The organism is Azospirillum sp. B506 (assembly GCF_000333595.1).
GTDB lineage: Bacteria > Pseudomonadota > Alphaproteobacteria > Azospirillales > Azospirillaceae > Azospirillum.
The window spans coordinates 1-20,611 of record NZ_BADK01000116.1 but is presented as its reverse complement, the minus strand read 5'-3'; the positions used below and the strand labels follow the sequence as shown (position 1 = coordinate 20,611).

Genomic DNA, 20,611 nt, shown 5'->3' with positions numbered 1-20,611 from the left:
GACAGTCACCGCCGCTGCCGGAGGATGAGAAGAACGAAGGCGGGCACGCCGACCAGCGCGGTGACGATGCCGACCGGCACGATGATGCCGGGCATGATCGCCTTGCTGGCGACGGACGCCAGCGAGAGCAGCAGCGCGCCAACCATGGCGCTGGTCGGCAGGAGAAACCGCTGATCCTCTCCCACCAGCATGCGGGCAATGTGCGGTCCGACCAGTCCGATGAAACCGATCGGCCCGACGAAGGCAACGGCGATGGAGGAAATCAGGCTGACCCGGATCAGCGATGCGTAGCGCAGCCGCCGCACATCGACGCCGAAGCTCAAGGCGCGATCCTCGCCCAGCCGCAGCACCGTCATGCTCCAGGCCGCCGCCATTGAAAAGGGCATCACCAGCGCGAAGATCGCGGCCAGAACGCCGATCTTCTCCCAGGTTGCGCGGGTGACGCTGCCCAAGGTCCAGAAGACCAGCTGTTGGAGCACGTCCTCGGGTGCGATCAACTGCAGCAGGGCCACAAGGGCATGGCAGCTGAACACCAGCGCGATGCCCAGCAGCACCAGCGTCTCCCGCCCGGCCGGCGCCAGCCGCGCCATGGCCTGGAGCAGAAGCACCGATCCGAAGGCGAAGAGAAAGGCCAGCGTCGGCACGGCCCAGCTTTCGGGCAGGCCGAACGGCGCCAGATGGAAGACGATGGCGAGCGAGGCGCCGACCGCCGCGGCGGAGGACAGCCCCAGCGTGAAGGGGCTTGCCAGGGGATTGTCGAGGATGGTCTGCATCTCCACCCCCGACAGGCCCAGCACCGCGCCGACCAGCAGCGCCATCACCGCATAGGGCAGCCGCACCGTCCAGACGATCACCGCCGTGGTCCGGTCCACCTCTCCCGGTGCCAGGACGGCCCGCCACAGGTCATGCAGCGTCAGGCCGGACGGACCGGTCACGACATCGGCGAGTCCGGCCGCCAGCATGGCCAGGGTGAAGGCAACCAGCAGGACGACGCGCCGGACCATGCGGCGCCGGTGCCCGGCGATGGCGACGTCCATATCCACCGCCGCACTTCCCCCGGAGCTCGGGGCCTCAGAACGGCGGATCGAAGGGCGGTTGGCGCTGCTCAGGTCGGAGGCGGACATGGGATCGGGCTTCGGCTCAGGACTTCGGCGCATCGTCGATCCAGTAGGTCCCGCTCGGCTTGAACGGCAGGAACCGGCTGTAAAGCTCCTGCAGGGTTTGCTGCGGCTTGACGTCGCCGAAGGTCTCCGGGTGGATCCAGGTCGCCAGCGCCTCGATGGCGACGATGTTGTAGGGCGAATTGTAGAATTCGTGCCACAGGGCATGGGCGCGTCCCTCGCGGATCGCCCGCAATCCGGCGAATTCCGGACGGGCCAGCACCTTGGCGAAGCTTTTCGCCGCCTCTTCCGGCATGGCCTGGGCACCCAGCAACACCCCAGGATTGCGGCTGCCGGTGGCGATATAGACGTCCGGATCGGCGGTCAGGGCATATTCGACGCTGATGTCGCCGATGGCGCCGGGCACCACTCCCGCTGCGATGTTGCGGCCGCCAACCGCGGCGATCACCTCGCCCATCCCACCGCTGCCGGTGGTATGGCCCGGTGACTGCCAGGCACCCGCCAGCAACTCAAGCATCACTTTCGGCCGCGCGCTTTCCGGCAGCGCGGCGACCGCGTCGGCGATGCGGCTCAGATGGCGGTTATAGAAATCGAGATAGGCGGTCGCTTCAGTCTCCCGCCCCAGGGCCTTGCCGAGCGCGGCGAAGCTCTGCCGGGTGCCCTCAATCGGATGGACGCGGAAATCCACGAAGACGACCGGCACCCCCGCTTGCGCCAGAACGTCGGCCACTGGGCTGTGCTCAGTCGGGCCATGGCCGGAAATGCTGAAGATCGCGAGGTCGGGCTTCAGCGACAGAATCCGCTCGACACTGACGCTCTGTTCGGAGGTTTCCCCGATCAGTGGGATTTTCGCCGCCTCCGGATATTGCGCGACATAGCCATCGAAGGTCTTGGCGTCCAGTTTGCGCAAATCATTCTGCCAGCCGGCGATGCGTTTGAAAGGCGCGTCATGGTCCAGCACCGCCATCGCGTAGAACAGCCGCCCTTCCCCCAGCACCACCCGCTCGACACGGTCGGGCACCGTCACGTGACGGCCGAGCACATCCACGACTTCGGCGGCACGCCCCGATGCCGGCGCCATCACAGCCGCGAACAGGGCGGCTGTGATGGCGATGCGGCCAGCCGCGCGCGAAACGGCCATAAGGGAGTGGCGGGCAGAGGTAGGCATGGTGATCGACGCTCCATTCTCTGGGCAGTTGCCGGCCGTTCTCACCGCCGGCCCTGCCGTACGGCGGATTTTTTGCGAGGATGGTTATGCCCGGTGCGGCTGGCGGAGCGGAAATGAAAGCTCGACATTGCGACATGCACGGGATGAATATGATTATCATTCTGAACGCTGCCGCCGCCTGTCATGGATCACCCGAACATCGCCACCATCGACCTGAATCTGCTGCGGGTTTTCGACAGCATCTATCGGGAGGGCAACATCCTGCGCGCGGCCGAGCGCCTCGGCATGAGCCAACCGGCAGCCAGCCACGCACTTGCCCGGCTGCGCCACGCCTTGAAGGACGACCTGTTCGTACGGTCGGCACGCGGGATGCTGCCCACCGCCCGTGCGGAGCAGTTGGCCGGCCCGGTACGGCAGGCATTGAGCTGCCTGGAGCTGGGTCTGCAATCGGGACCCTTCGATCCGACAACGGCGACGCAGCGTTTCACCATCGCTCTCGACAATGCGAGCGCTGTCTCCCTTTCCGCGCCGATCCTGGCCGCGGTATCCGCCGCCGCCCCGCTGCTGCGGCTCGACCTGCGGCCCAGCGGCACACTGGACATCGACCGGATGATCGACGAGGCCGACCTCGACCTGTTCATCGGCAAGGCCCGCCCCCAGCTGGAGCGCTTCGCCTCGGAGGAACTGTTCAGCGACGATTTCGCCGTGCTGCACCGGACACGGGAGGCTCCTGAGACACTGACGCCGGAGGCACTGACGGCCCTGCCCCACCTTCATCTGTCATCCGCCGGCGACGATACCGAGTTTGTGGACCGCTGGCTGGGGGAGCGCGGCGCCCGGCGCGAGGTCCGTCATTCCGTGCCGTTGCTGGGATGCGAAGCGGTTCTGGAGCGGCAGGATTTCTATATCGTGATGCGGCGGCGGATGGCCCTGGCGCTGTGCAACCGGACAGGTTTGTCGGTGAGCGACCTGCCGTTTCCATCGCCGCGGATCGTCACCTGCTTGCGCTGGCACCGTCGTCTGGACGCACAACCCGCCCACCAGTGGCTGCGCCGAACCATCCGGTCGGTCTGCACATCGAACCAATCAACCAATACCGCGGCGGAAACCGCCTGCAAGATCATCGTCTGACTGGAAAAGAAAAAGGCTGAAGCGGATTTTCTCAAATCGACGCTTCAGCCTGATTTCGTGGCGGAGGGAGAGGGATTCGAACCCTCGATACGCTTTTGACGTATACACACTTTCCAGGCGTGCGCCTTCAACCACTCGGCCACCCCTCCGCAGAGGCCCGCGTTATAGCCAGAGGTTCGCGGCGATGCAAGCCTCTGTTTCACGCGAGCGACGTTTTTTTGGCAGCAGGTCAAACCGCTCCGGTTTCACCCATCAACTTCATCCACCCCGACTTCATCCACCAGGGCACCGACGGTGTGGCACAGCAGCTCCAGATCCTGGGGACGGGACAGGCGGTGGTCGCCGTCCTTCACCAGCGTCACGCGAACATCGTCGCCGGTCAGCCTTTCGGCAATCCGCAGGCTGAGCTGCCAGGGGACATCGGGGTCGCGCTGGCCATGCAGCAGGCGGACGGGACCGTCGAAAGCAATAGGGCCGCGCAGCAGCAGATGGTTGCGGCCGTCCTCGATCAGGGCGCAGGTGATCGGCTGTGGCTCGGGACCATAGTCCGAGGGACGGTTCCAGACACCCTCCTCCATGATCCGGCGGCGGATACCGGCGTCGAAGATGTCCCACATCAGGTCTTCGGTGAAGTCCGGCGCCGGCGCGATGCCGACCAGCCCGGCAATCCGCTCCGGCCGGCGGAGCGCGGTCAGCAGCATCATCCAGCCGCCCATGGAGGACCCGACCAGGATCTGCGGTCCCGTCGTCACCCGATCCAAAACCGCCAGCGCATCGTCGGCCCACAGGCCGATGGTGCCGTCGGCGAACCGCCCGCTGGAGGCGCCATGGCCCTGATAGTCGAAGCGGGTGAAGGACAGGCCGCGCGCCACCGCCCAGGCTTCCAGCGCCGTCGCCTTGCCACCGGTCATGTCGGACATGAAGCCGCCCAGGAACATGACGCCCGGCCTGCCCTGCCCGGACGGGCCGGCAGGGGTGTGGCGATAGGCTATGGTCGCGGCACCGCGCGTTAGGCTATGGTGCGCGCCGCCCGGATGGGCTGCGGTTTCGGTCATACGGTCACCTTCGACAAACGGACACCGGCAGGCGGTCGGGCACCGGGCTCGATGGGGCGCCGGCATGCCGGGGCCTGTGGCCGGTCCCGGGCCGCCCCTTGCGAGCAGCCGGCATCATGGATTTCGACCCCCACCTTACCACCGACCATTCCCCGCGCAACGCGGACGGCCATCACGATACCTCTGCCCCCAGCTTGCCAGAGCATTGGCCGGGAGGGAGGGCACCGACGGTGTTGCAGGTGGTGCCGACGCTGGTAACCGGTGGGGCGGAGCGTGGCTGCATCGACATGGCGCTGGCCCTGCAGGAAGCCGGCGGCACGCCGCTGGTGGCATCGGAGGGAGGGCCGATGGTGCGTGAGCTGGACCGCGCCCGCATTCCCCACCTGACGTTGCCGCTGGCCTCCAAGAACCCGCTGACCATCCGCCGCAATGCCCGCCGGCTGGCCGCCATCATCCGTGAGCACAAGGTGGACATCGTCCATGCCCGCTCCCGCGCGCCGGCCTGGAGCGCCTGGCTGGCCTGCAAGGAGACCGGCGCCCGCTACATGACCACCTTCCATGCCCCCTACAATTTCGGTTCGGGGCCGGTCGGCGGACGGCTGAAGCGTTGGTATAATTCGGTGATGGCCCGGGGCGAACGGGTGATCGCCATCTCGGGCTTCATCCGCGACCATGTGCTGGGCAATTACCCGGTCGATCCGCAGAGCGTGCGTGTCATCCACCGTGGCATCGACCGCGGAGTCTTCGCCCCCGACCGGGTCAGCCCGACGCGGCTGGTGACACTCGCCAAACAATGGAACCTGCCGGACGACCGGCCGGTGATCCTGCTGCCGGGCAGGCTCACCCGCTGGAAAGGCCAGATCGTGCTGATCGACGCGCTGGCCAAGCTGGGGCGCAAGGACGTGCTGGCCCTGCTGGTTGGATCCGATCAGGGCCGCACCGGCTACCGGGAGGAGCTGGAAAACCGCATCGCCACCGCCGGCCTGCGCGGCATGGTGCGGATGACCGACCATTGCAGCGACATGGCCGCGGCCTACCTGTTGTCGACGGTGGTCGTCTCTGCTTCGCGCGAACCGGAAGCCTTCGGGCGGGTGATCGTAGAGGCTCAGGCGATGGGCAAGCCGGTGATCGTCTCGGCCATCGGCGCCTATCAGGAAACCGTCATCCCCGGCGAAACCGCCTGGGTGGTGCCGCCGGACGATCCCGACGCGCTCGCCCGGGCACTGGACGAGGCCCTGTCGCTGACCCCGGAGCAGCGCGAGGCTATCGGCGCCCGCGCCATGAGCTTCGTCGCCGACCGCTACACCAAGGACCGCATGTGCGCCGATACGCTGGCGGTCTATGCGGAGTTGCTGCAACCACGCTGAGATCGGCCTGTCGATGCAATCCGATCGATGCAATCCGACCCCTTCCATCAAACCGACCGGACACCATGGCCGACATCCGACAGATTTCCGGCATCGCCGAAGTCATCGACCGCTATGACGGGTTCATCCTGGACCTGTGGGGCGTCCTGCATGACGGCGAACAGCCCTATCCCGGCGTGCCCGACTGCCTGGACCGCATGCGCGCCGCCGGCAAGACCCTGTGCCTGCTCTCCAATGCGCCGCGCCGCACCCCCGGCGTGATCGAGAAGCTGGACGGCATGGGGCTGGGGCGCGAACGCTACCACCATGTCATGACTTCGGGCGAAGCGACCTACGAGGCGCTGCGCGACCGCGACGATCCCTGGCACGCCGCCCTTGGCCGGCGGCTTTACCACATCGGGCCGGAGCGGGACATCGACGTCTATGACGGGCTTGGCTATGAGATCGCCGCGACTCCGCAAGAGGCCGATTTCGTCGTCAACACCGGCATCGTCACCTTCGGCGAGACGGTTGCCGACTATCAGCCGCAGTTGGACGCCTGCCTGGACGCCGGGCTGCCGATGATCTGCGCCAACCCCGATCTGGTGGTGATGGTCGGGCCGATGCTGGTGATCTGCGCCGGCACGCTGGCCGCCCATTACGAGGAGATGGGTGGCGACGTGCGCTGGCACGGCAAGCCCCATGCCCCGGTCTACGAGCGCTGCTTCAAGCTGCTGGGCATCGCCGACAAGAGCCGCATCCTGGCGGTGGGCGACAGCCTGCGCACCGACGTCGCCGGCGCCAACGCCGCCGGGATCGACGTGTCGCTGGTCACCGCCGGCATCCATCAGGAGGAACTGGGTGGCGCCGCCTGGGGCGCGGCGGTCAATGCGGTCAATCTGCGCGCCCTGGCCGATGCATCGGGCCACATGCCCACCTACGCGATGCCAAGCCTGCGCTGGTGACCCGAAGGCAGGGAGCGCTTCGCGCGCTCCCGTCAATCCAAGGGGACGGCGTCGTCCATCGCCCTGCGCAACAGGGGCGACTGGCCCCCCTCGGAAAAGCCTCGGTTGCCGCTCGCCGTGCGGTAATAGCTGACGATGAAAACGCGGATGGAGGCGGTGAGGTTCGCCTCCCCGCGCCGTTCGTCGAGCTGAGTACAGATTTCGTTCAGCGTCAGCCGCTCACGCTCACAGATTTCCTTTAGCGAATCCCAGATGTACGGCTCCATCCTCAGGCTGGTCCGGCGGCCGCTCACTTTGACATTGCGGCAGAGCAGCCCCGGTCCGTCCTTACCTCCGCCCCTGCCCTCCATCGGAAACCCCGTTCCCCATTCGTTGCGCGTCCCGATCTCTCGATGCGGGCCAATACATCCATTTGTGTGACCATATTGCAAGTAGCGTGTGGCGTCCAAGTCCAATTCGACCCATAGCTGCGGTCGCACGCGACAATCGGGCGCAGGCGGGAATTGTGTCCAACCGCAGATCAACATTTTACCGGGAAAAGCCGCTTCCCTTGACCGGCACCTTCGCTATACCAGTGCCGGACGGTGGAAACGGAAGGATCGGCGATGAAGCGACCGGGAAACGGACGATTCGCAGCCCGCATCACAGCCGGCATCGCGGCCGGAACCACCGCGAGCCTTTTGGCCATCTGGATCTCGTCCGCCACGCTGGCCGAAAGCGTCCGGGCTGCCGAGACCGCAGATCCCGCGAAGGCAGCCCCTGCGGACAGGATTCCCGACGCGCTTCTCCGTGCCAGGGTCGAGGCGCTGCTGCCGGCCCCCTGGCGCATCGAGTCGCTGACCGTCGAACCGCTGCCGGCCCTTCCGTCCCCCGAACCGCAGGTGGCGGCACGGGTGACCGCGAAGCTGGTGCTGGGCGGCCCGACCTATCTGGTGGACAGCCGCGAAGGGCCGGTGACCTTCCTCCGCCCGGCCGGAGAGGCCGGACTGGCCAAGAGTTGGGTCGCGACTGCATTTGCCAGCCATGGAGCCGGCGGCTGGACGGTGGCCGTGACCCCGCAGACCCCCGGGCTGCTCGATGGGCTGGGCAAGCCCGCCGCCGAACTGCCGGGCCGCACGGTCGTGCTGGGCACGCCCGAGGCGAAAAGTCTGCGCGAACAACTGGACCGCGACGCCGCCCAGCGGCTGGCCGAGGACACCGAACGCCGCCGGCGCGAAGAGGAGCGGCTGGCCCAGCAGACCGCCGCCGCCAAGGCCGAAGCGACCCGCGCCGAGATGGAACGCCGGGCGGTCGAGGCGCGCGTCGCCCAGGTCGCCGACCTGCGCGGCAAGCTGGCCGGCAGCGACCGGGCGGCGCGGCTGGCCGCCTTCGAGGCGGCGCTGGGCGGCAACGACCCGGCGCTGCGCCAGACGGCGATGGAGGCGGCGCTGCAAAGCCGCGATGCGGTGGTCGCCAATCTGGCCCTGAAGGACTGGATCGCCCGCCACCGTGCGGTCCCGGTCCAGCTCTATGCGACCAAGGAGGATCCCAGTTCCGAGGTTGTGGTGCAGAATCTCGGGCCGATGACGCTGGAGATCGACGGCTTCAGCCCGGTCAACGGCGCGCTCGCCGGCAAGCTGGGGGCGCCCGGCTACAGCATCGCGCGGCCGTCCAGCATCGTCGGCACGCTGGCGCAGACCGAGTTGGCGGTGAACTCCTTCGGGTGTGCATTGACCTTGCGGCTGGCCGAGCACCGGACGCTGGACGGGCTGCTGCGCTGCCAGACGCTGCCGACGCTGATCGCCCGCATCACGCTCGACTGAGGAGAGGGTGATGGCTGGAGCAAGGCTGCTCACCTGTCTGCGGATTGCGGCACCGGCCCTGCTGCTGGGGGGGCTGTTGAGCTGCCCCGCCGATGCGCTGGCGGAAGCCGCGGCCGACCGGCCGATCCCGTCACCCGCCCCCATCGTCGCCCTTCCCCGCCTGACGCCGACACAGGTGCTTTCGCCGCCGTTGACCCCGGGCGTGGTTTGGGAGCACCCGCCGGACGTGCCAGCCCCGCTGGGGCCGCCGGGCCCGCAACCCGGTCCAGCCCAAGCCGCCGATCCGACGGCGGGATCGCCCGCCGCCATGAGCGTCTTGCCCCCCGCCCCCACTTCCGGGACAGCAGAAGCACCGCCGACCGTCAAGGCGCCGCCGCTGCCGGCGATGAAGCCGCAGAACGACGCACCGCCCCGGCCCTCCCCTGCCGAACCGGTTGCCAAACCGCCCGCCACCGCTCCTGCACAGCGGACCATGACCGCCACTGCCGGCATCTATCTGCGGGCAACGCCGGACGCCAAGGGCCGCGTCCTCGACACGGTGGAAAAGGGCGAGCCGGTGATAGCCTTCGGCGCTCCGGCCAATGGCTGGCAGCGGGTCGGCCGGAACGGCAAGCCGCAGGGCTACGTCACCAGCGCCTTCCTGGCGGAAGCCGTCCCAAGCCGGGTCCCCCGCAGCGAACCCGCAGCGCTCCCCACCCCCGGCCGCTATGCCAAGGCCGGCCGGGAGGACCGGGGCTGTGCCCTGCCCGACGATCTGCCCGGTCGGGCACAGCGCCCGCGCCTGTCCGGCGGCACCGTCGCCCGGCTGCGGGCCGCCGGCAATCTGCGGATCGCCCCGGTCTGCGACGCCAAGGTGCTGGACGTGCTGGAGGCCGGCGAGCGGGTCACCGTGCTGGAGGCGGTCGGCGACTGGTACAGGATCGGGCGGAAGGGCAAGACGCTGGGCTATGTCGGCGCCGCCCTGCTCGCCCCCCTCAAGCGCTGAACGGGCGATACCGGGAAAATGGCTGCGGGGATTGCGGTGCGAGGCTCCCCGGAAGGGCACGGGTCCGCTCCCCGTGAAGGGGCTTGTTCGCCCGTGAAAAAGGATTCTACAACAAGGGGGAGGCCGAACTATCGCGGACGAACGGAGCCCCCGACGTGCCCGCTCCGTCCGACGGTTCGGCCACCCCCGCCGGCCATACGGCGCCGGTCCGGCCGGGCGGGGATGCGAAGCACGACCGGAACGAGGATCCACACGATGTCGACCCAACACAAACAAGCCATGGATGCGGTCCTGCAGGCCGCCGCACACGACATCGTCGGCACCCTTCAGGAGCGGGACATCACCGACCGCCACAGCGAGGAAGGGGACCTTGTCGTCCTCGACGTCGCCATCCTGCATGCCTACCGCATCTTCATGCGCATCTGCGAGGAGAACGGCCTGGACGTCGATGCCGGCTATTTCGCCGATCTCGCCGCCGATCTGGCCGAGGAAGTGGCCCAGGACCAGGATTACGAGGATTGATTTCAAGGGACTGAGGCCCACTCCCGCATGCCCCCGCCCTTCCCCGTGCCGCATGGGAAAGGGTGGGGGCATGGTCTTTTGCGAAAGCCCATGCCCGTGCCCCATACCATCCCTGACGTGGCGCCCCCTGACGTGGCGATCGTCGGCGCCGGCCCCGCCGGGTTGATGGCGGCGGAGATCGCCGCGACCGCCGGTCTGCGGGTCGCCCTGTTCGACCACACGCCCACTCCGGCGCGCAAGCTGCTGCTGGCCGGGCGCGGCGGACTGAACCTGACCCATTCGGAGCCGCTCGACCGTTTCCTGCCGCGCTACGGCAACGCCGAGCCGCTGTTCCGCCGCCTGCTGGCCGCCTTCTCGCCGGACGATCTGCGCGGCTGGGCGGCCGGGCTGGGCATCGAGACCTTCGTCGGCAGCAGCGGCCGCGTCTTTCCGGTGCAGATGAAGGCCTCCACCCTGGTGCGCGCCTGGCTGCGGCGGCTGGACGGGCTGGGCGTCACCCTGCACAGCCGCCACCGCTGGACCGGCTGGGACGAAACCGGCGCGCTAACCTTCCATGCGGCCTTCCGCCATGGCGAAGAGACCGTGACCGTCACTCCGCGCGCCACCCTGCTGGCGCTGGGCGGGGCGAGCTGGCCGCGCACCGGGTCCGACGGCGGCTGGATTCCGCTGCTGGAGGGGCTGGGGGTGGAGGTCGCGCCGCTGGTGCCGTCCAACATGGGCTTCGAGGTGCCCTGGTCCGATCACCTGCGCGACCGCTTCGCCGGCCAGCCGGTCAAGAGCGTCGGCCTCTCGGCTGCCGGACGCCGGTTGAAGGGCGAGTTCGTCATCACCGAGACCGGGATCGAGGGCGGCGCCGTCTATGCGCTGAGCGCGCCGCTCCGCAACGCCATCGCCGCCGAAGGCTGGGCGACCCTGACGCTGGACCTGCTGCCGGACATGGCCGAGGCCGAGCTGGTCAAGCGCCTGCGCCGACGCGGTGCGGAGTCGCTGTCCACCTTCCTGAAGAAGTCGCTGTCGCTGAGCGGCCCGCGAGCCGCCCTGCTGCGCGAGTTCGCCCCGGCCGCCGACCTGACCGACCCGGTGGCGCTGGCCCGGCAGATCAAGGGGCTGTCGGTGGTGCTGACCGGCGTCAGCCCCATCGAGCGCGCCATCTCCTCGGCCGGCGGCGTCCGCCTGTCGGAACTGGACGAGCGGTCGATGCTGAGCCGCCGCCCCGGCCTGTTCCTGGCCGGCGAAATGCTGGACTGGGAGGCGCCGACCGGCGGCTATCTGCTGCAGGGCTGCTTCGCCATGGGCGTCGCGGCCGGCAAGGGCATGGTGGAGTGGTTGGAGCGGGATCTGGACGCCAGCTGAGCGCGGGTGCCGGTCTTCCTGGTGATGGGGCGCATGGTGATGCGCATCGCTTTCGATGGCAAGCACCGTGGGAAAAAGCGAACGCGGGCAATGGGATGCTCCCTCTTCCGGGACAGGAGAGGAAAATTTACGTGTACCAAAGAAAAAGGGCCGCCCCACCGGGACCGCCCTTCTTTTTCAACCCCGCAACCGCTTAGTAGCGGTAGTGGTCCGGCTTGTACGGGCCGGCGGTCGGGACGCTGATGTAGGCGGCCTGCTTTTCGGTCAGGGTGGTCAGCTTGGCGCCGATCTTGTCCAGATGCAGGCGGGCGACCTTCTCGTCCAGGTGCTTGGGCAGGACGTAGACCTTGTTCTCGTAGTTGGCGGCGTTGGTCCACAGCTCGATCTGGGCCAGCACCTGGTTGGTGAAGCTGGCGCTCATCACGAAGCTGGGGTGGCCGGTGGCGCAGCCCAGATTGACCAGACGGCCCTGGGCCAGGACGATCAGGCGCTTGCCGTCGGGGAACACCACCTCGTCGACCTGCGGCTTGACCTCTTCCCAGACCAGATTGCGCAGGGCGTCGATCTGGATCTCGCTGTCGAAGTGGCCGATGTTGCAGACGATGGCGCGGTCCTTCATCGCCCGCATGTGGTCGATCGTGATGACGTCGACGTTGCCGGTGGCGGTGACGAAGATGTCGCCCTGCGGAGCGGCATCCTCCATCGTCACCACCTGATAGCCTTCCATCGCGGCCTGGAGCGCGTTGATCGGGTCGATCTCCGTCACCAGGACGCGGGCGCCCTGCGAGCGCAGCGAAGCGGCCGAGCCCTTGCCGACATCGCCATAGCCGGCGACCACGGCGACCTTGCCGGCGACCATGACGTCGGTGGCGCGCTTGATGCCGTCGACCAGCGATTCACGGCAGCCATAGAGGTTGTCGAACTTCGACTTGGTGACGCTGTCGTTCACGTTGATGGCCGGAACCTTCAGCGTGCCCTTCTTCATCATCTCATAGAGACGATGGACGCCGGTGGTGGTCTCCTCCGACAGGCCGCGGACGTCCTTCAGCATCTCCGGATACTTGTCGTGCATGATCTGGGTGACGTCGCCGCCATCGTCCAGGATCATGTTCGGGGTCCAGCCATCGGGGCCGCGCAGGGTCTGCTCGATGCACCACCAGAACTCCTCCTCCGTCTCGCCCTTCCAGGCGAAGACCGGGATGCCGGCGGCGGCGATGGCGGCGGCGGCCTGGTCCTGGGTCGAGAAGATGTTGCAGGACGACCAGCGCACGGTGGCGCCCAGCGCCGTCAGCGTCTCGATCAGCACGGCGGTCTGGATGGTCATGTGCAGGCAGCCGACGATGCGGGCACCGGCCAGCGGCTTGGAGGCGCCGAATTCCGACCGCAGGGCCATCAGGCCCGGCATCTCGGTCTCGGCGATGGTGATCTCCTTGCGGCCCCAGCTCGCGAGGCTGATGTCCTTGACCTTGTAGTCCGTGAATTCGGCGGCCATGAGGGATGACTCCTGGTGGGCGGTGACGGTCGGGCAGCGGAATTCCAGGCGCACCGGATCCCCGGCCCTGCCGCTGTCATTGGCCATCGGTGTATCAGCGCTCCCAGAGCCATGCAAGCATAAAGATATCTTTATGTTTGCTCGGTAGCGGAAGCAATGACACGGCCCCACGCCGTTTGTTCGCTTTACGTTCCATTTTGCCGCGGCTAAGCTGCGGGTATGGACGAGATACGGCGATCCCCGATCAAGGGCCGCGGGGCGGTCAGCAACGATACCGGGCGGTTCGAGCGCGAGACCCGCGTCCTGACCGACGACGGCTGGACCGGCTATCGGGACGGCGGCAACGAGGCGCTGTCCGATCCGGTCCGCACCAGTGTCTCCCCGGCCTCGGCCAAGTCGATCATCACCAGCAACGAGTCGCCGGACATTCCCTTTGACCGCTCGGTGAACCCCTATCAGGGCTGCGAGCACGCCTGTATCTACTGCTTCGCCCGGCCGACCCATGCCTATCTCGGCCTGTCGCCGGGACTGGATTTCGAGACGAAGCTGTTCGCCAAGCGCAATGCGGTGGAACTTCTGGCAAAGGAGCTGCGGGCAAGATCCTACGTCTGCCAGCCGCTGGCGCTGGGGGCCAACACCGATCCCTACCAGCCCATCGAGCGGACGGAGGGCATCACCCGCCGGGTGCTGGAGGTCTGCCGCGACTTCAACCAGCCGGTCAGCATCATCACCAAATCGGCGCTGGTGCTGCGCGACCTCGACATCCTGGCGCCGATGGCGGCGGACGGGCTGGCGTCGGTCGCGATCTCCATCACCACGCTGGACCGCGATCTCGCCCGGACGATGGAACCGCGGGCCAGCACCCCGCCGCGCCGGCTGGAGGCCATCCGCCTGCTGGCCGAGGCCGGCGTGCCGGTGGCGGTGCTCGCCAGCCCGATGATCCCCGCCCTGAACGACCATGAGCTGGAGTCGATCCTGGTGGCGGCGGCCGAAGCCGGGGCGACGGCCGCCAGCTACATCCTGCTGCGCCTGCCGCTGGAGATCGCCGCCCTGTTCGAGGAATGGCTGCGCGTCCACGCCCCCAACCGCGCCGACCGCGTGCTGAGCCTGATGCGGCAGAGCCGCGACGGTGCGCTCTACCGCTCCGGTTTCGGCACGCGGATGAAGGGCACCGGCCCCTATGCCGAGCTGCTGCGCCACCGCTTCACGCTGGCCTGCCGGAAGCATGGGCTGGGTGGCCGGAACTGGCAGCTCGACTGCAGCCGCTTCCGGGTGCCGCCGGCGGTGGGGGACCAGCTGTCGCTTCTGTGAGCGGAGGAGGATGGAACGGCGTGGAACAGGGGGCCGGGTGATGTTCCATTCTCCGCCTACCGGTGTCGCGGCAGAGCCGTTGGGTGAGGCGACAGGTTATAAGCCCTCTCCCCCTGGGGAGAGGGTTGGGTGAGGGGGGCAGCGCGGACGGAACGACCGCGCCAGGGGATTGCCAAGGGGCAGCATGCCCCCTTGGCGGTGCGCGGATCGCGCGTCGGCCCCCTCACCCTCCCCACGCCTTCGGCGCGGGTCCCCTCCCTCTCCCCGCTTTCGGCGGACCGAAGGTCCGCCTGTCGCGTCAGCGCAAACTCCGTTTGCGCGTGAGCGGGGGAGAGAGGGCAATCCGCGATCCCCTCGCACAGGCTACCGGAAAGGTCGTCGACGAAGGAACGGCGATCGACGGGCATGCGCTGGCTCCGCAGGAAGGGGGTATCTGCGGAAAGATTATAAGAATTATTTCCTTTTATTCGGAGTTTTTGCAACGGCGACCGGTATCGGCCTTAGATCCCGGAATCATGGCATGGGAAACAATATCGACACGGATGTCAGGGATTTCGGCACGGATTACACGGATTTTTCCGATCTTGCCGAAGCGTCTGCCTCCCGCGGAAACTGGAGTTTCGGAACGCCACATCCGTGACATCCGTGTCAATCTTGCCCCCATCTCCAAGGCTCCCCGCCCGGACGGACCGCCGTCAGGAGCGGCGGAACATCCTGCTCCACGGCGTCAGCACTTCGGAGGTCGTCGCCTGATCCGGTTTGGACAGCGCCGACAGCGGCAGGCGACCGGTCGCCAGCATCGCCATCACCAGCGCCGGATGGGTGGGGCTGGCAGAGTCCTGGCCGGGCTGTTCGGCTTGCCGATCCGTGCCGGGCTCCTCGTTCAGGGCCTCGTTGATGCGGGCGAAGGCTTCGATGTCTTTGATGTGCAGCATGGTCCGTACCCCTCGGCTTCGACATTTGTGCGTCGCAGCAAAAACGAAGGTAACAGCTCTGCCCTCGAATGGTCTCGTGTGCGGCGCTTTGACACAGGCCCTTTTCTAACGGGCCGGTTCGCGGACCGCCAGCATAAGCCCGAAGCCGATGGCGAAGAAAGCGAGAACCGTCGCCATGCCGGCGCGCTGGCTGGCGAAGGCCTGGGTCGCCAGCCCGAACAGCAGCGGCCCGAAGAAGCCGACGAAGCGGCCGGTCAGGCCATAGAGGCCGAACATCTCCCCTGCCATGCCCGGCGGGGCGAGCCGCGCCATCATCGACCGCCCGGCCGCCTGCGCCGGCCCGAAGAACAGCCCCAACCCCAGCGCAAAGATCCAGAACCACAGCCGGTCCGTCGCCAGCAGCAGCGGCACCGAACAGGCGGTCATGCCGGCCAGCGCGATCAGGATCACCGGCTTCGCCCCCGCCCGGTCGTCCATCCAGGCAAAGCCGATGGCCCCCGCCCCCGCCACCACGTTCAGCGCGATGGCGAAGACCAGGATCTCCTCGAAGCTCATGCCGAAGCTGCCGGCGGCGAAGAGTCCGCCGAAGGCGGTGATGGTGTTGATGCCGTCGCGGTAGAAGGCGCTGGCGATCAGGAAGCGCCCGACCTCGCGATAACGCCGGGCCTGACGCAACGTGGCGGCCAGCGTCGTCACCCCCTCGCGCGCCGCGCGCAGCAGGCCGTGGCCGGTCGCCGGCTCGTCCGGTACCCACAGGAAATAGGGCAGCGCGAACAGCCCATACCAGACGGCGGCCAGCAGCGCGGTGGCGCGGACATTGGCCTGCGCCCCCCAGTCGGCCCACGCCATGCCGAACAGGCCGAACAGCGGGGCCGGCGCCTGGACGAAGCCGACCAGCGCCAGGACGAGGCAGGCCAGCCCGCCGAAATAGCCGATGCCCCAGCCCCAGCCCGACACCCGGCCAAGCAGCCGCGCCGGCACCAGCCCCGGCAGGGTGGCGTTGTAGAAGACGTTGGCCAGCTCGAACGCCACGGTGGCGACGACGACGCAGGCAAGCGCGAAGGCGGCGTCGGCCGGATCGGGGCGCACCCACCACAGGGCGGCGGTGAACAGGACGGTGACCAGGGTGAACAGCGCCATCCACGGCTTGCGCCGCCCGGCGCGGTCGGCGATGGCGCCCAGCAGCGGGCTGAGGAGCGCGATGGCGACGCCGGCCACGGTCATCGCCGCACTCCACCTTGCGGTGCCTTCGACCGGGTCGCCGACGACGCCGCGGGCGAAATAGACCGAGAAGACGAAGGTGGTGATGATGGTGTTGTAGGCCGAATTCGCCCAGTCGTAGAGGCACCAGGAGGCGATGGCCCGCCGGGAGGGGATATCGCTGGAGGAAACGGCGTCGCTCACGCCCGCTTACCCCCGCTCACCCCCTGCCAATCCGTCCACCCCGAAGGAGATCTGGTTGTTGTCGTAGCGGGCGACGATGCGCAGTCGGTCGCCCGCCGACAGGGCGATCGGCTTTTCCAGGAAGGTCATCGCCTGCTTCCAATGGTTGGTGCGCGACCGGCTTTCCGACTTGTAGACCACCTCGTCGTCCATGAAGAGATCGAACCAGAAGGCGACGCCGTGGCAGGTGCCGGCGGTGACAATGGTCACGTCGATCACCCGCTCGCCCTCCTCCGGCATGTTGCGGGTGAAGTCGAAATCGAGTGCGGTGAAGGGCTTCGACAGCGGGGTGTGGGCGTCGGCACCGAGGTCGATCTGCTGATAGCCGGGCGAGCGGAAGACGTCGAAGCTGCCCATGTCGAAACCGTCGATGGTCTCCACCGGGTTGATGCGGGCCAGCTCCGGCGTCTCCACCAGCATGGCGTAGACGGTGGAGGCGCGCGGGATGATGGCGCCGCCCGGCTTCACCAGATGGGTGCGGGCATGCTGCAGCACCGACAGCATGCGCGGGGCCAGCATGCCGATGTTGATCAGTTCCGAGACGAAGACGTCGGCCTTCTCCGGCAAATCGCCGCCCTCGCCCACCGTCAGCTGGGTCGACAGGCGCGGCACCACGTCGATGCGGTCGCCATAGCCGTTGCGCGCCACGGTTTCCTTGGCGACGCGGGCGAGGATCGGGTTGACCTCGCAGGTCACCACCTTCCTCGCCCCGGCGCGCGCCGCCATCATGGCGACGATGCCGGAACCGGTGCCGATCTCCAGAACCAGGGAGTCGGGCTTCACCGCCCGTTCCAGCGACTGCTTGTAGGCCTCGTTCCGCTCGAAATCGTTGATCATCGGCAGGTGCCAGCCGGGCACCGCGTTGGAGTAGATCAGCCGGCGGGTGAACTTGACCATCGGATGGTCGGGGGCCTGCTCGCGCGCCGCCTCGATCACCTCGATGGCTTCGGCGGCGCGGTCGAGGCTCTGCAGCACATGGGCAAGCCCGACCTGGGCCGGGACGAAGCGCGGGGCGGCGGCCAGCACGATGCGGAATTCGGCCTCCGCGTCGGCCAGCCGGCCGCGGGTGGAGAGAAGCTCCGCCAGGCTGTAATGGACGTCGAGATAGTCGGGCGCCTGGGCCAGCGCGGTGCGGAAATGCTCCTCCGCCTCCTCCAGCTCGCCCAGCTCGCGCAGGGTGGCGGCGAGGAAATGGTGCATCTCCGGCGCTTGCGCCCGCAGGTCGAGCGCGGCGCGGAAGCAGTCGGCCGCCTCCTCGACCCGGTTCTGCGCCTTCAGGGCGTTGCCGAGATTGCCGTGCAGCTCCGGCAGCCGCGGGTTGATGGCAAGGCCGGCGCGGAAGGCCTCCTCCGCCTCCGCCGGGCGGCCCTGCTGGAAAAGCAGGCTGCCGCGGCTGTTGTGGAAGGACGGGTCGTTGCCGTCCTCGGCGATGGCCTGGGCGAACAGGGCCAGCGCGTTTTCCGGATGGTCGGTGTGGGCGGCGACCAGCCCCAGCAGATGCAGGGCGCCGGCATTGTGCGCGTCGGTCGCCAGGATCGCCCGGCAGACCTGCTCCGCCCCCGCCAGATCGTTGCTGCGGAAACGCTTGGCGGCGTCGAGCAGGGTCGGGGCGGAGAGGTCGGTCATCGCTGCGGCTCCAGGATGGGCGGGAACACGAAAGGAGTGCCGCACCATACCGGGAATTGCCACCCCGCTACAGCCTTTCGAGCCGGCGGGCGGGTTGTGCCCAGCGATAACCGCCCTTTCCCGCCCCGCCAGAGGGAGCGAGATGAAACCCCAGCCATTGCATCCGGGGGATTATCACGGCATTTTTACCCGCAAAAGGCGAGTGAAGGGGCGAATCGATGACGGGCGGCAAAATCAGAAGCGGAGTCACGGGGGCACTGGCGGCGACGCTGCTGCTGGCGGGCTGCGCCACGGCGGAGATGGGGAGCGGCGGCACCGGCCGGACGGACGGCACCGTTTCGGACCGCAATGCCGCCGGATCGGCGGCGGCGCGACGGTTCGAGGCGGTGCGGACCAGCCCGCCGGAACTGCGCGCCTTCCTCTACCGCATGCCCAAGGGCGCCGACCTGCACAGCCACCTCACCGGCGCGGTCTATGCCGAGACCTACATGCGGATGGCGGCCGATGCCGGCCTCTGCTTCGACGTCAAGGGCAAGACCCTGGTCGAGCCGACCGCCCAGGCGCCCTGCGGCGATGCCAAATCCACCCGGCCAAGCGCGGCGGCGGCGATCGCCGACAGCGTGCTGTACCCGATGGCGCTGGACGCGCTGTCGACGCGCGATGCGCTGCCGGTGTCCGGCTACAGCCTGCATGACCAGTTCTTCGCCACCTTCGGCCGCTTCCGCGCCGCCGCCGGTTCGACGCCCACCTCCACCGGCGACCTGCTGGCCGAGGTGGTCGACCGCGCCGGCCGGCAGGGCGAACGCCATGTCGAGCTGATGGTGTCCTTCGGCACCGGCCCGGCCGCCGCCATCGGCAAGGCCTTCCGCTGGACCCCGCAGGCGGCGGGCGACCTGTCCGGCACCGCCGACCGGCTGATCGCCGCCGGGCTGCCCGCGCTGGTCGCCCCGGCCCGGCAGGAGATCGACGCGGCCGAGGCGCGGATGCGCAGCCTGCTCGGCTGCGGCACGCCGGCGGCGCGGCCGGGCTGTGCCGTGTCGGTGCGCTACCTCCAGCAGGTGTCGCGCACGCAAAGCCCCGGCCCGGTCTATGCGACGACCCTGTTCAACGCCCTGCTGGAAGCGCAGGAGCCGCGCGTGGTCGGCCTGAACTTCGTGGCGCCGGAGGACAACCCGGTGGCGCTCGACGATTACGACCTGCACATGCGCATGGTGGCGGAGGCGAAGCGGCGCCAGCCCGGCACCAACATCGCGCTGCATGCCGGCGAGCTGACGCTGGGCCTCGTCCCGCCGGAGCGGCTGCGCGACCATATCCGCAAGGCGGTGGAGATCGCCGGGGCCAGGCGCATCGGCCATGGCGTCGACGTGATGTATGAGGACGATCCCCAGGGCCTGCTGCGGGAGATGGCCGAACGCAAGGTGGCGGTGGAGGTCAATTTGACCAGCAACGACAAGATCCTGGGCGTCAGCGGCAAGGCCCACCCGCTGCCGGTCTATCGTGCCGCCGGAGTGCCGGTGGTGCTGTCCACCGACGACGAGGGCGTCAGCCGGATCGACCTGACCAACGAGCTGCAGCGCGCGGTGGAAGAGTTCGGGCTGGGCTATGCCGACCTCGTCGGGCTGGCCCGCGCCAGCCTGGAGCACAGCTTCCTGCCCGGCGACAGCCTGTGGTCCGCCCCCGGCTGCGCCCCGCCGGTGCGCGAGGACGCCTGCCGCCCGGTGACCACGCGCAACGAGAAGGCGCGGGTCCAATGGGCGCTGGAAGAAGCGCTGGCGCGGTTCGAGCGTGAGATGGCCGGGAGCCGGTAACCCCCTCCCCCCTACCCCTCGTCGGCGTTCTCCCAGCCCCAGCGGGTCCAGGCGCCGTCGAGGAAGGCGGTCGGGCGGGGACCGGCCGGCAGGCCGGGGCAGGACAGCAGCGATGGGGCGATCCGGCCGGCGCCGCGGGTCCACCACAGGCTGGCATCGGCGCGCAGGGGGCCGGACAGGCGGCCGAGCAGGGCGCGGGTGGCGGGGCTGACGCGCTCCGGCTCCGGACGGCCGAGGATGGCGAGGCGGGCCGGCAGACCCTCCACGTCGGCGCCGGAGCGGCAGGCATCGGCCGCCAGCGACTCGGCACGGGACAGCCAGGCGGCACAGGCGGCGGGGGCGTCGGCGATGTCGAAGCCGGCGGGAAGGCCGGCGGCGATGGTGAAGGGATAGGGACGGCCGACGCGGTCGGCGCTGGGCATCCACACGCCGACCAGCGGGGTGGCGCCGCACAGGCCCGCCGACAGGGCAAAGCGCCAGGTGGGAGCCTGGGCGAACAGGGGGTCCCACTCGCCCCCCAGCCGGCGCCCGGCCTCGCCCAGCGCCGC

18 protein-coding genes and 1 tRNA gene are annotated in these 20,611 nt (G+C 68.8%); 9 read left to right on the top strand and 10 right to left on the bottom strand.

The genetic code is table 11. The features are described 5' to 3' along the window. Window positions 1–5: 5 nt before the first annotated feature. Complete coding sequence (locus I71_RS04175; RefSeq protein WP_042691031.1) at window positions 6–1,037, bottom strand: iron ABC transporter permease; 1,032 nt, start codon at window positions 1,035–1,037, stop codon at window positions 6–8. Between the two features lie 103 nt (window positions 1,038–1,140). Continuing rightward, window positions 1,141–2,289, bottom strand: coding sequence for an ABC transporter substrate-binding protein (locus I71_RS04170; RefSeq protein ID WP_199902102.1), 1,149 nt, complete (start codon window positions 2,287–2,289; stop codon window positions 1,141–1,143). A 183-nt stretch (window positions 2,290–2,472) separates the two neighbouring features. Between I71_RS04170 and I71_RS04165 the strand changes: the two genes are divergently transcribed. Next, complete coding sequence (locus I71_RS04165) at window positions 2,473–3,420, top strand: LysR family transcriptional regulator (RefSeq protein ID WP_042691028.1); 948 nt, start codon at window positions 2,473–2,475, stop codon at window positions 3,418–3,420. A gap of 58 nt (window positions 3,421–3,478) precedes the next feature. Here I71_RS04165 and I71_RS04160 read toward each other — a convergent pair. Further along, window positions 3,479–3,569 (bottom strand) — tRNA-Ser (locus tag I71_RS04160). Window positions 3,570–3,665: 96 nt separating this feature from the next. After that, window positions 3,666–4,475: an alpha/beta fold hydrolase gene (locus I71_RS04155; protein WP_042691026.1), complete on the bottom strand. Its 810-nt coding sequence runs from the start codon at window positions 4,473–4,475 to the stop codon at window positions 3,666–3,668. 116 nt (window positions 4,476–4,591) lie between these two features. Between I71_RS04155 and I71_RS04150 the strand changes: the two genes are divergently transcribed. Further along, window positions 4,592–5,842: a glycosyltransferase family 4 protein gene (locus tag I71_RS04150; protein WP_042691024.1), complete on the top strand. Its 1,251-nt coding sequence runs from the start codon at window positions 4,592–4,594 to the stop codon at window positions 5,840–5,842. A gap of 65 nt (window positions 5,843–5,907) precedes the next feature. Continuing rightward, window positions 5,908–6,786, top strand: a complete 879-nt coding sequence (locus I71_RS04145) for a TIGR01459 family HAD-type hydrolase (RefSeq protein ID WP_083896958.1) — start codon at window positions 5,908–5,910, stop codon at window positions 6,784–6,786. A 32-nt stretch (window positions 6,787–6,818) separates the two neighbouring features. Here the strand turns inward: I71_RS04145 and I71_RS04140 are convergent, their stop codons facing one another. Further along, window positions 6,819–7,136, bottom strand: coding sequence for a ribbon-helix-helix domain-containing protein (locus I71_RS04140; protein ID WP_083896957.1), 318 nt, complete (start codon window positions 7,134–7,136; stop codon window positions 6,819–6,821). 255 nt (window positions 7,137–7,391) lie between these two features. Between I71_RS04140 and I71_RS04135 the strand changes: the two genes are divergently transcribed. The 4 genes from I71_RS04135 to I71_RS04120 all read left to right on the top strand — a co-directional run bounded on the left by I71_RS04135 (window position 7,392) and on the right by I71_RS04120 (window position 11,448). Next, complete coding sequence (locus I71_RS04135) at window positions 7,392–8,588, top strand: hypothetical protein (protein WP_042691022.1); 1,197 nt, start codon at window positions 7,392–7,394, stop codon at window positions 8,586–8,588. 10 nt (window positions 8,589–8,598) lie between these two features. Further along, complete coding sequence (locus tag I71_RS40475) at window positions 8,599–9,573, top strand: SH3 domain-containing protein (RefSeq protein WP_042691019.1); 975 nt, start codon at window positions 8,599–8,601, stop codon at window positions 9,571–9,573. A gap of 255 nt (window positions 9,574–9,828) precedes the next feature. Beyond that, window positions 9,829–10,095 carry a hypothetical protein gene (locus tag I71_RS04125; protein WP_042691016.1) on the top strand — a complete coding sequence of 89 codons (267 nt, stop codon included), beginning with the start codon at window positions 9,829–9,831 and terminating at the stop codon, window positions 10,093–10,095. 90 nt (window positions 10,096–10,185) lie between these two features. Further along, window positions 10,186–11,448, top strand: a complete 1,263-nt coding sequence (locus I71_RS04120; protein WP_042691014.1) for a TIGR03862 family flavoprotein — start codon at window positions 10,186–10,188, stop codon at window positions 11,446–11,448. 193 nt (window positions 11,449–11,641) lie between these two features. Here the strand turns inward: I71_RS04120 and ahcY are convergent, their stop codons facing one another. Further along, complete coding sequence (ahcY, locus tag I71_RS04115) at window positions 11,642–12,940, bottom strand: adenosylhomocysteinase (RefSeq protein ID WP_042691048.1); 1,299 nt, start codon at window positions 12,938–12,940, stop codon at window positions 11,642–11,644. A 219-nt stretch (window positions 12,941–13,159) separates the two neighbouring features. On the opposite strand from ahcY, the gene I71_RS04110 reads away from it, so the two are divergent. Further along, a complete protein-coding gene (locus tag I71_RS04110; protein ID WP_042691011.1) occupies window positions 13,160–14,251 on the top strand; it encodes a PA0069 family radical SAM protein in 1,092 nt (363 codons plus the stop codon). A 695-nt stretch (window positions 14,252–14,946) separates the two neighbouring features. Here I71_RS04110 and I71_RS04105 read toward each other — a convergent pair. The 3 genes from I71_RS04105 to I71_RS04095 form a co-directional block, all read right to left on the bottom strand. Continuing rightward, the gene (locus I71_RS04105; RefSeq protein ID WP_042691009.1) at window positions 14,947–15,186 is read right to left on the bottom strand and encodes a hypothetical protein; all 240 of its coding nucleotides are present in this window, start codon (window positions 15,184–15,186) and stop codon (window positions 14,947–14,949) included. 105 nt (window positions 15,187–15,291) lie between these two features. Continuing rightward, window positions 15,292–16,590, bottom strand: a complete 1,299-nt coding sequence (locus I71_RS04100; RefSeq protein WP_042691003.1) for an MFS transporter — start codon at window positions 16,588–16,590, stop codon at window positions 15,292–15,294. 6 nt (window positions 16,591–16,596) lie between these two features. Further along, on the bottom strand, window positions 16,597–18,255 hold the full coding sequence (locus I71_RS04095) for a tetratricopeptide repeat protein (protein ID WP_042691002.1): 1,659 nt from the start codon (window positions 18,253–18,255) through the stop codon (window positions 16,597–16,599). Window positions 18,256–18,473: 218 nt separating this feature from the next. On the opposite strand from I71_RS04095, the gene I71_RS04090 reads away from it, so the two are divergent. After that, entirely contained in the window at window positions 18,474–20,063 is a 1,590-nt protein-coding gene (locus tag I71_RS04090) for an adenosine deaminase (RefSeq protein ID WP_085940678.1), read from the top strand. A gap of 11 nt (window positions 20,064–20,074) precedes the next feature. Here I71_RS04090 and tagF read toward each other — a convergent pair. Further along, window positions 20,075–20,611 (bottom strand): type VI secretion system-associated protein TagF (tagF, locus tag I71_RS04085; RefSeq protein WP_042690998.1); only part of this gene is annotated, 537 nt, incomplete at its 5' end.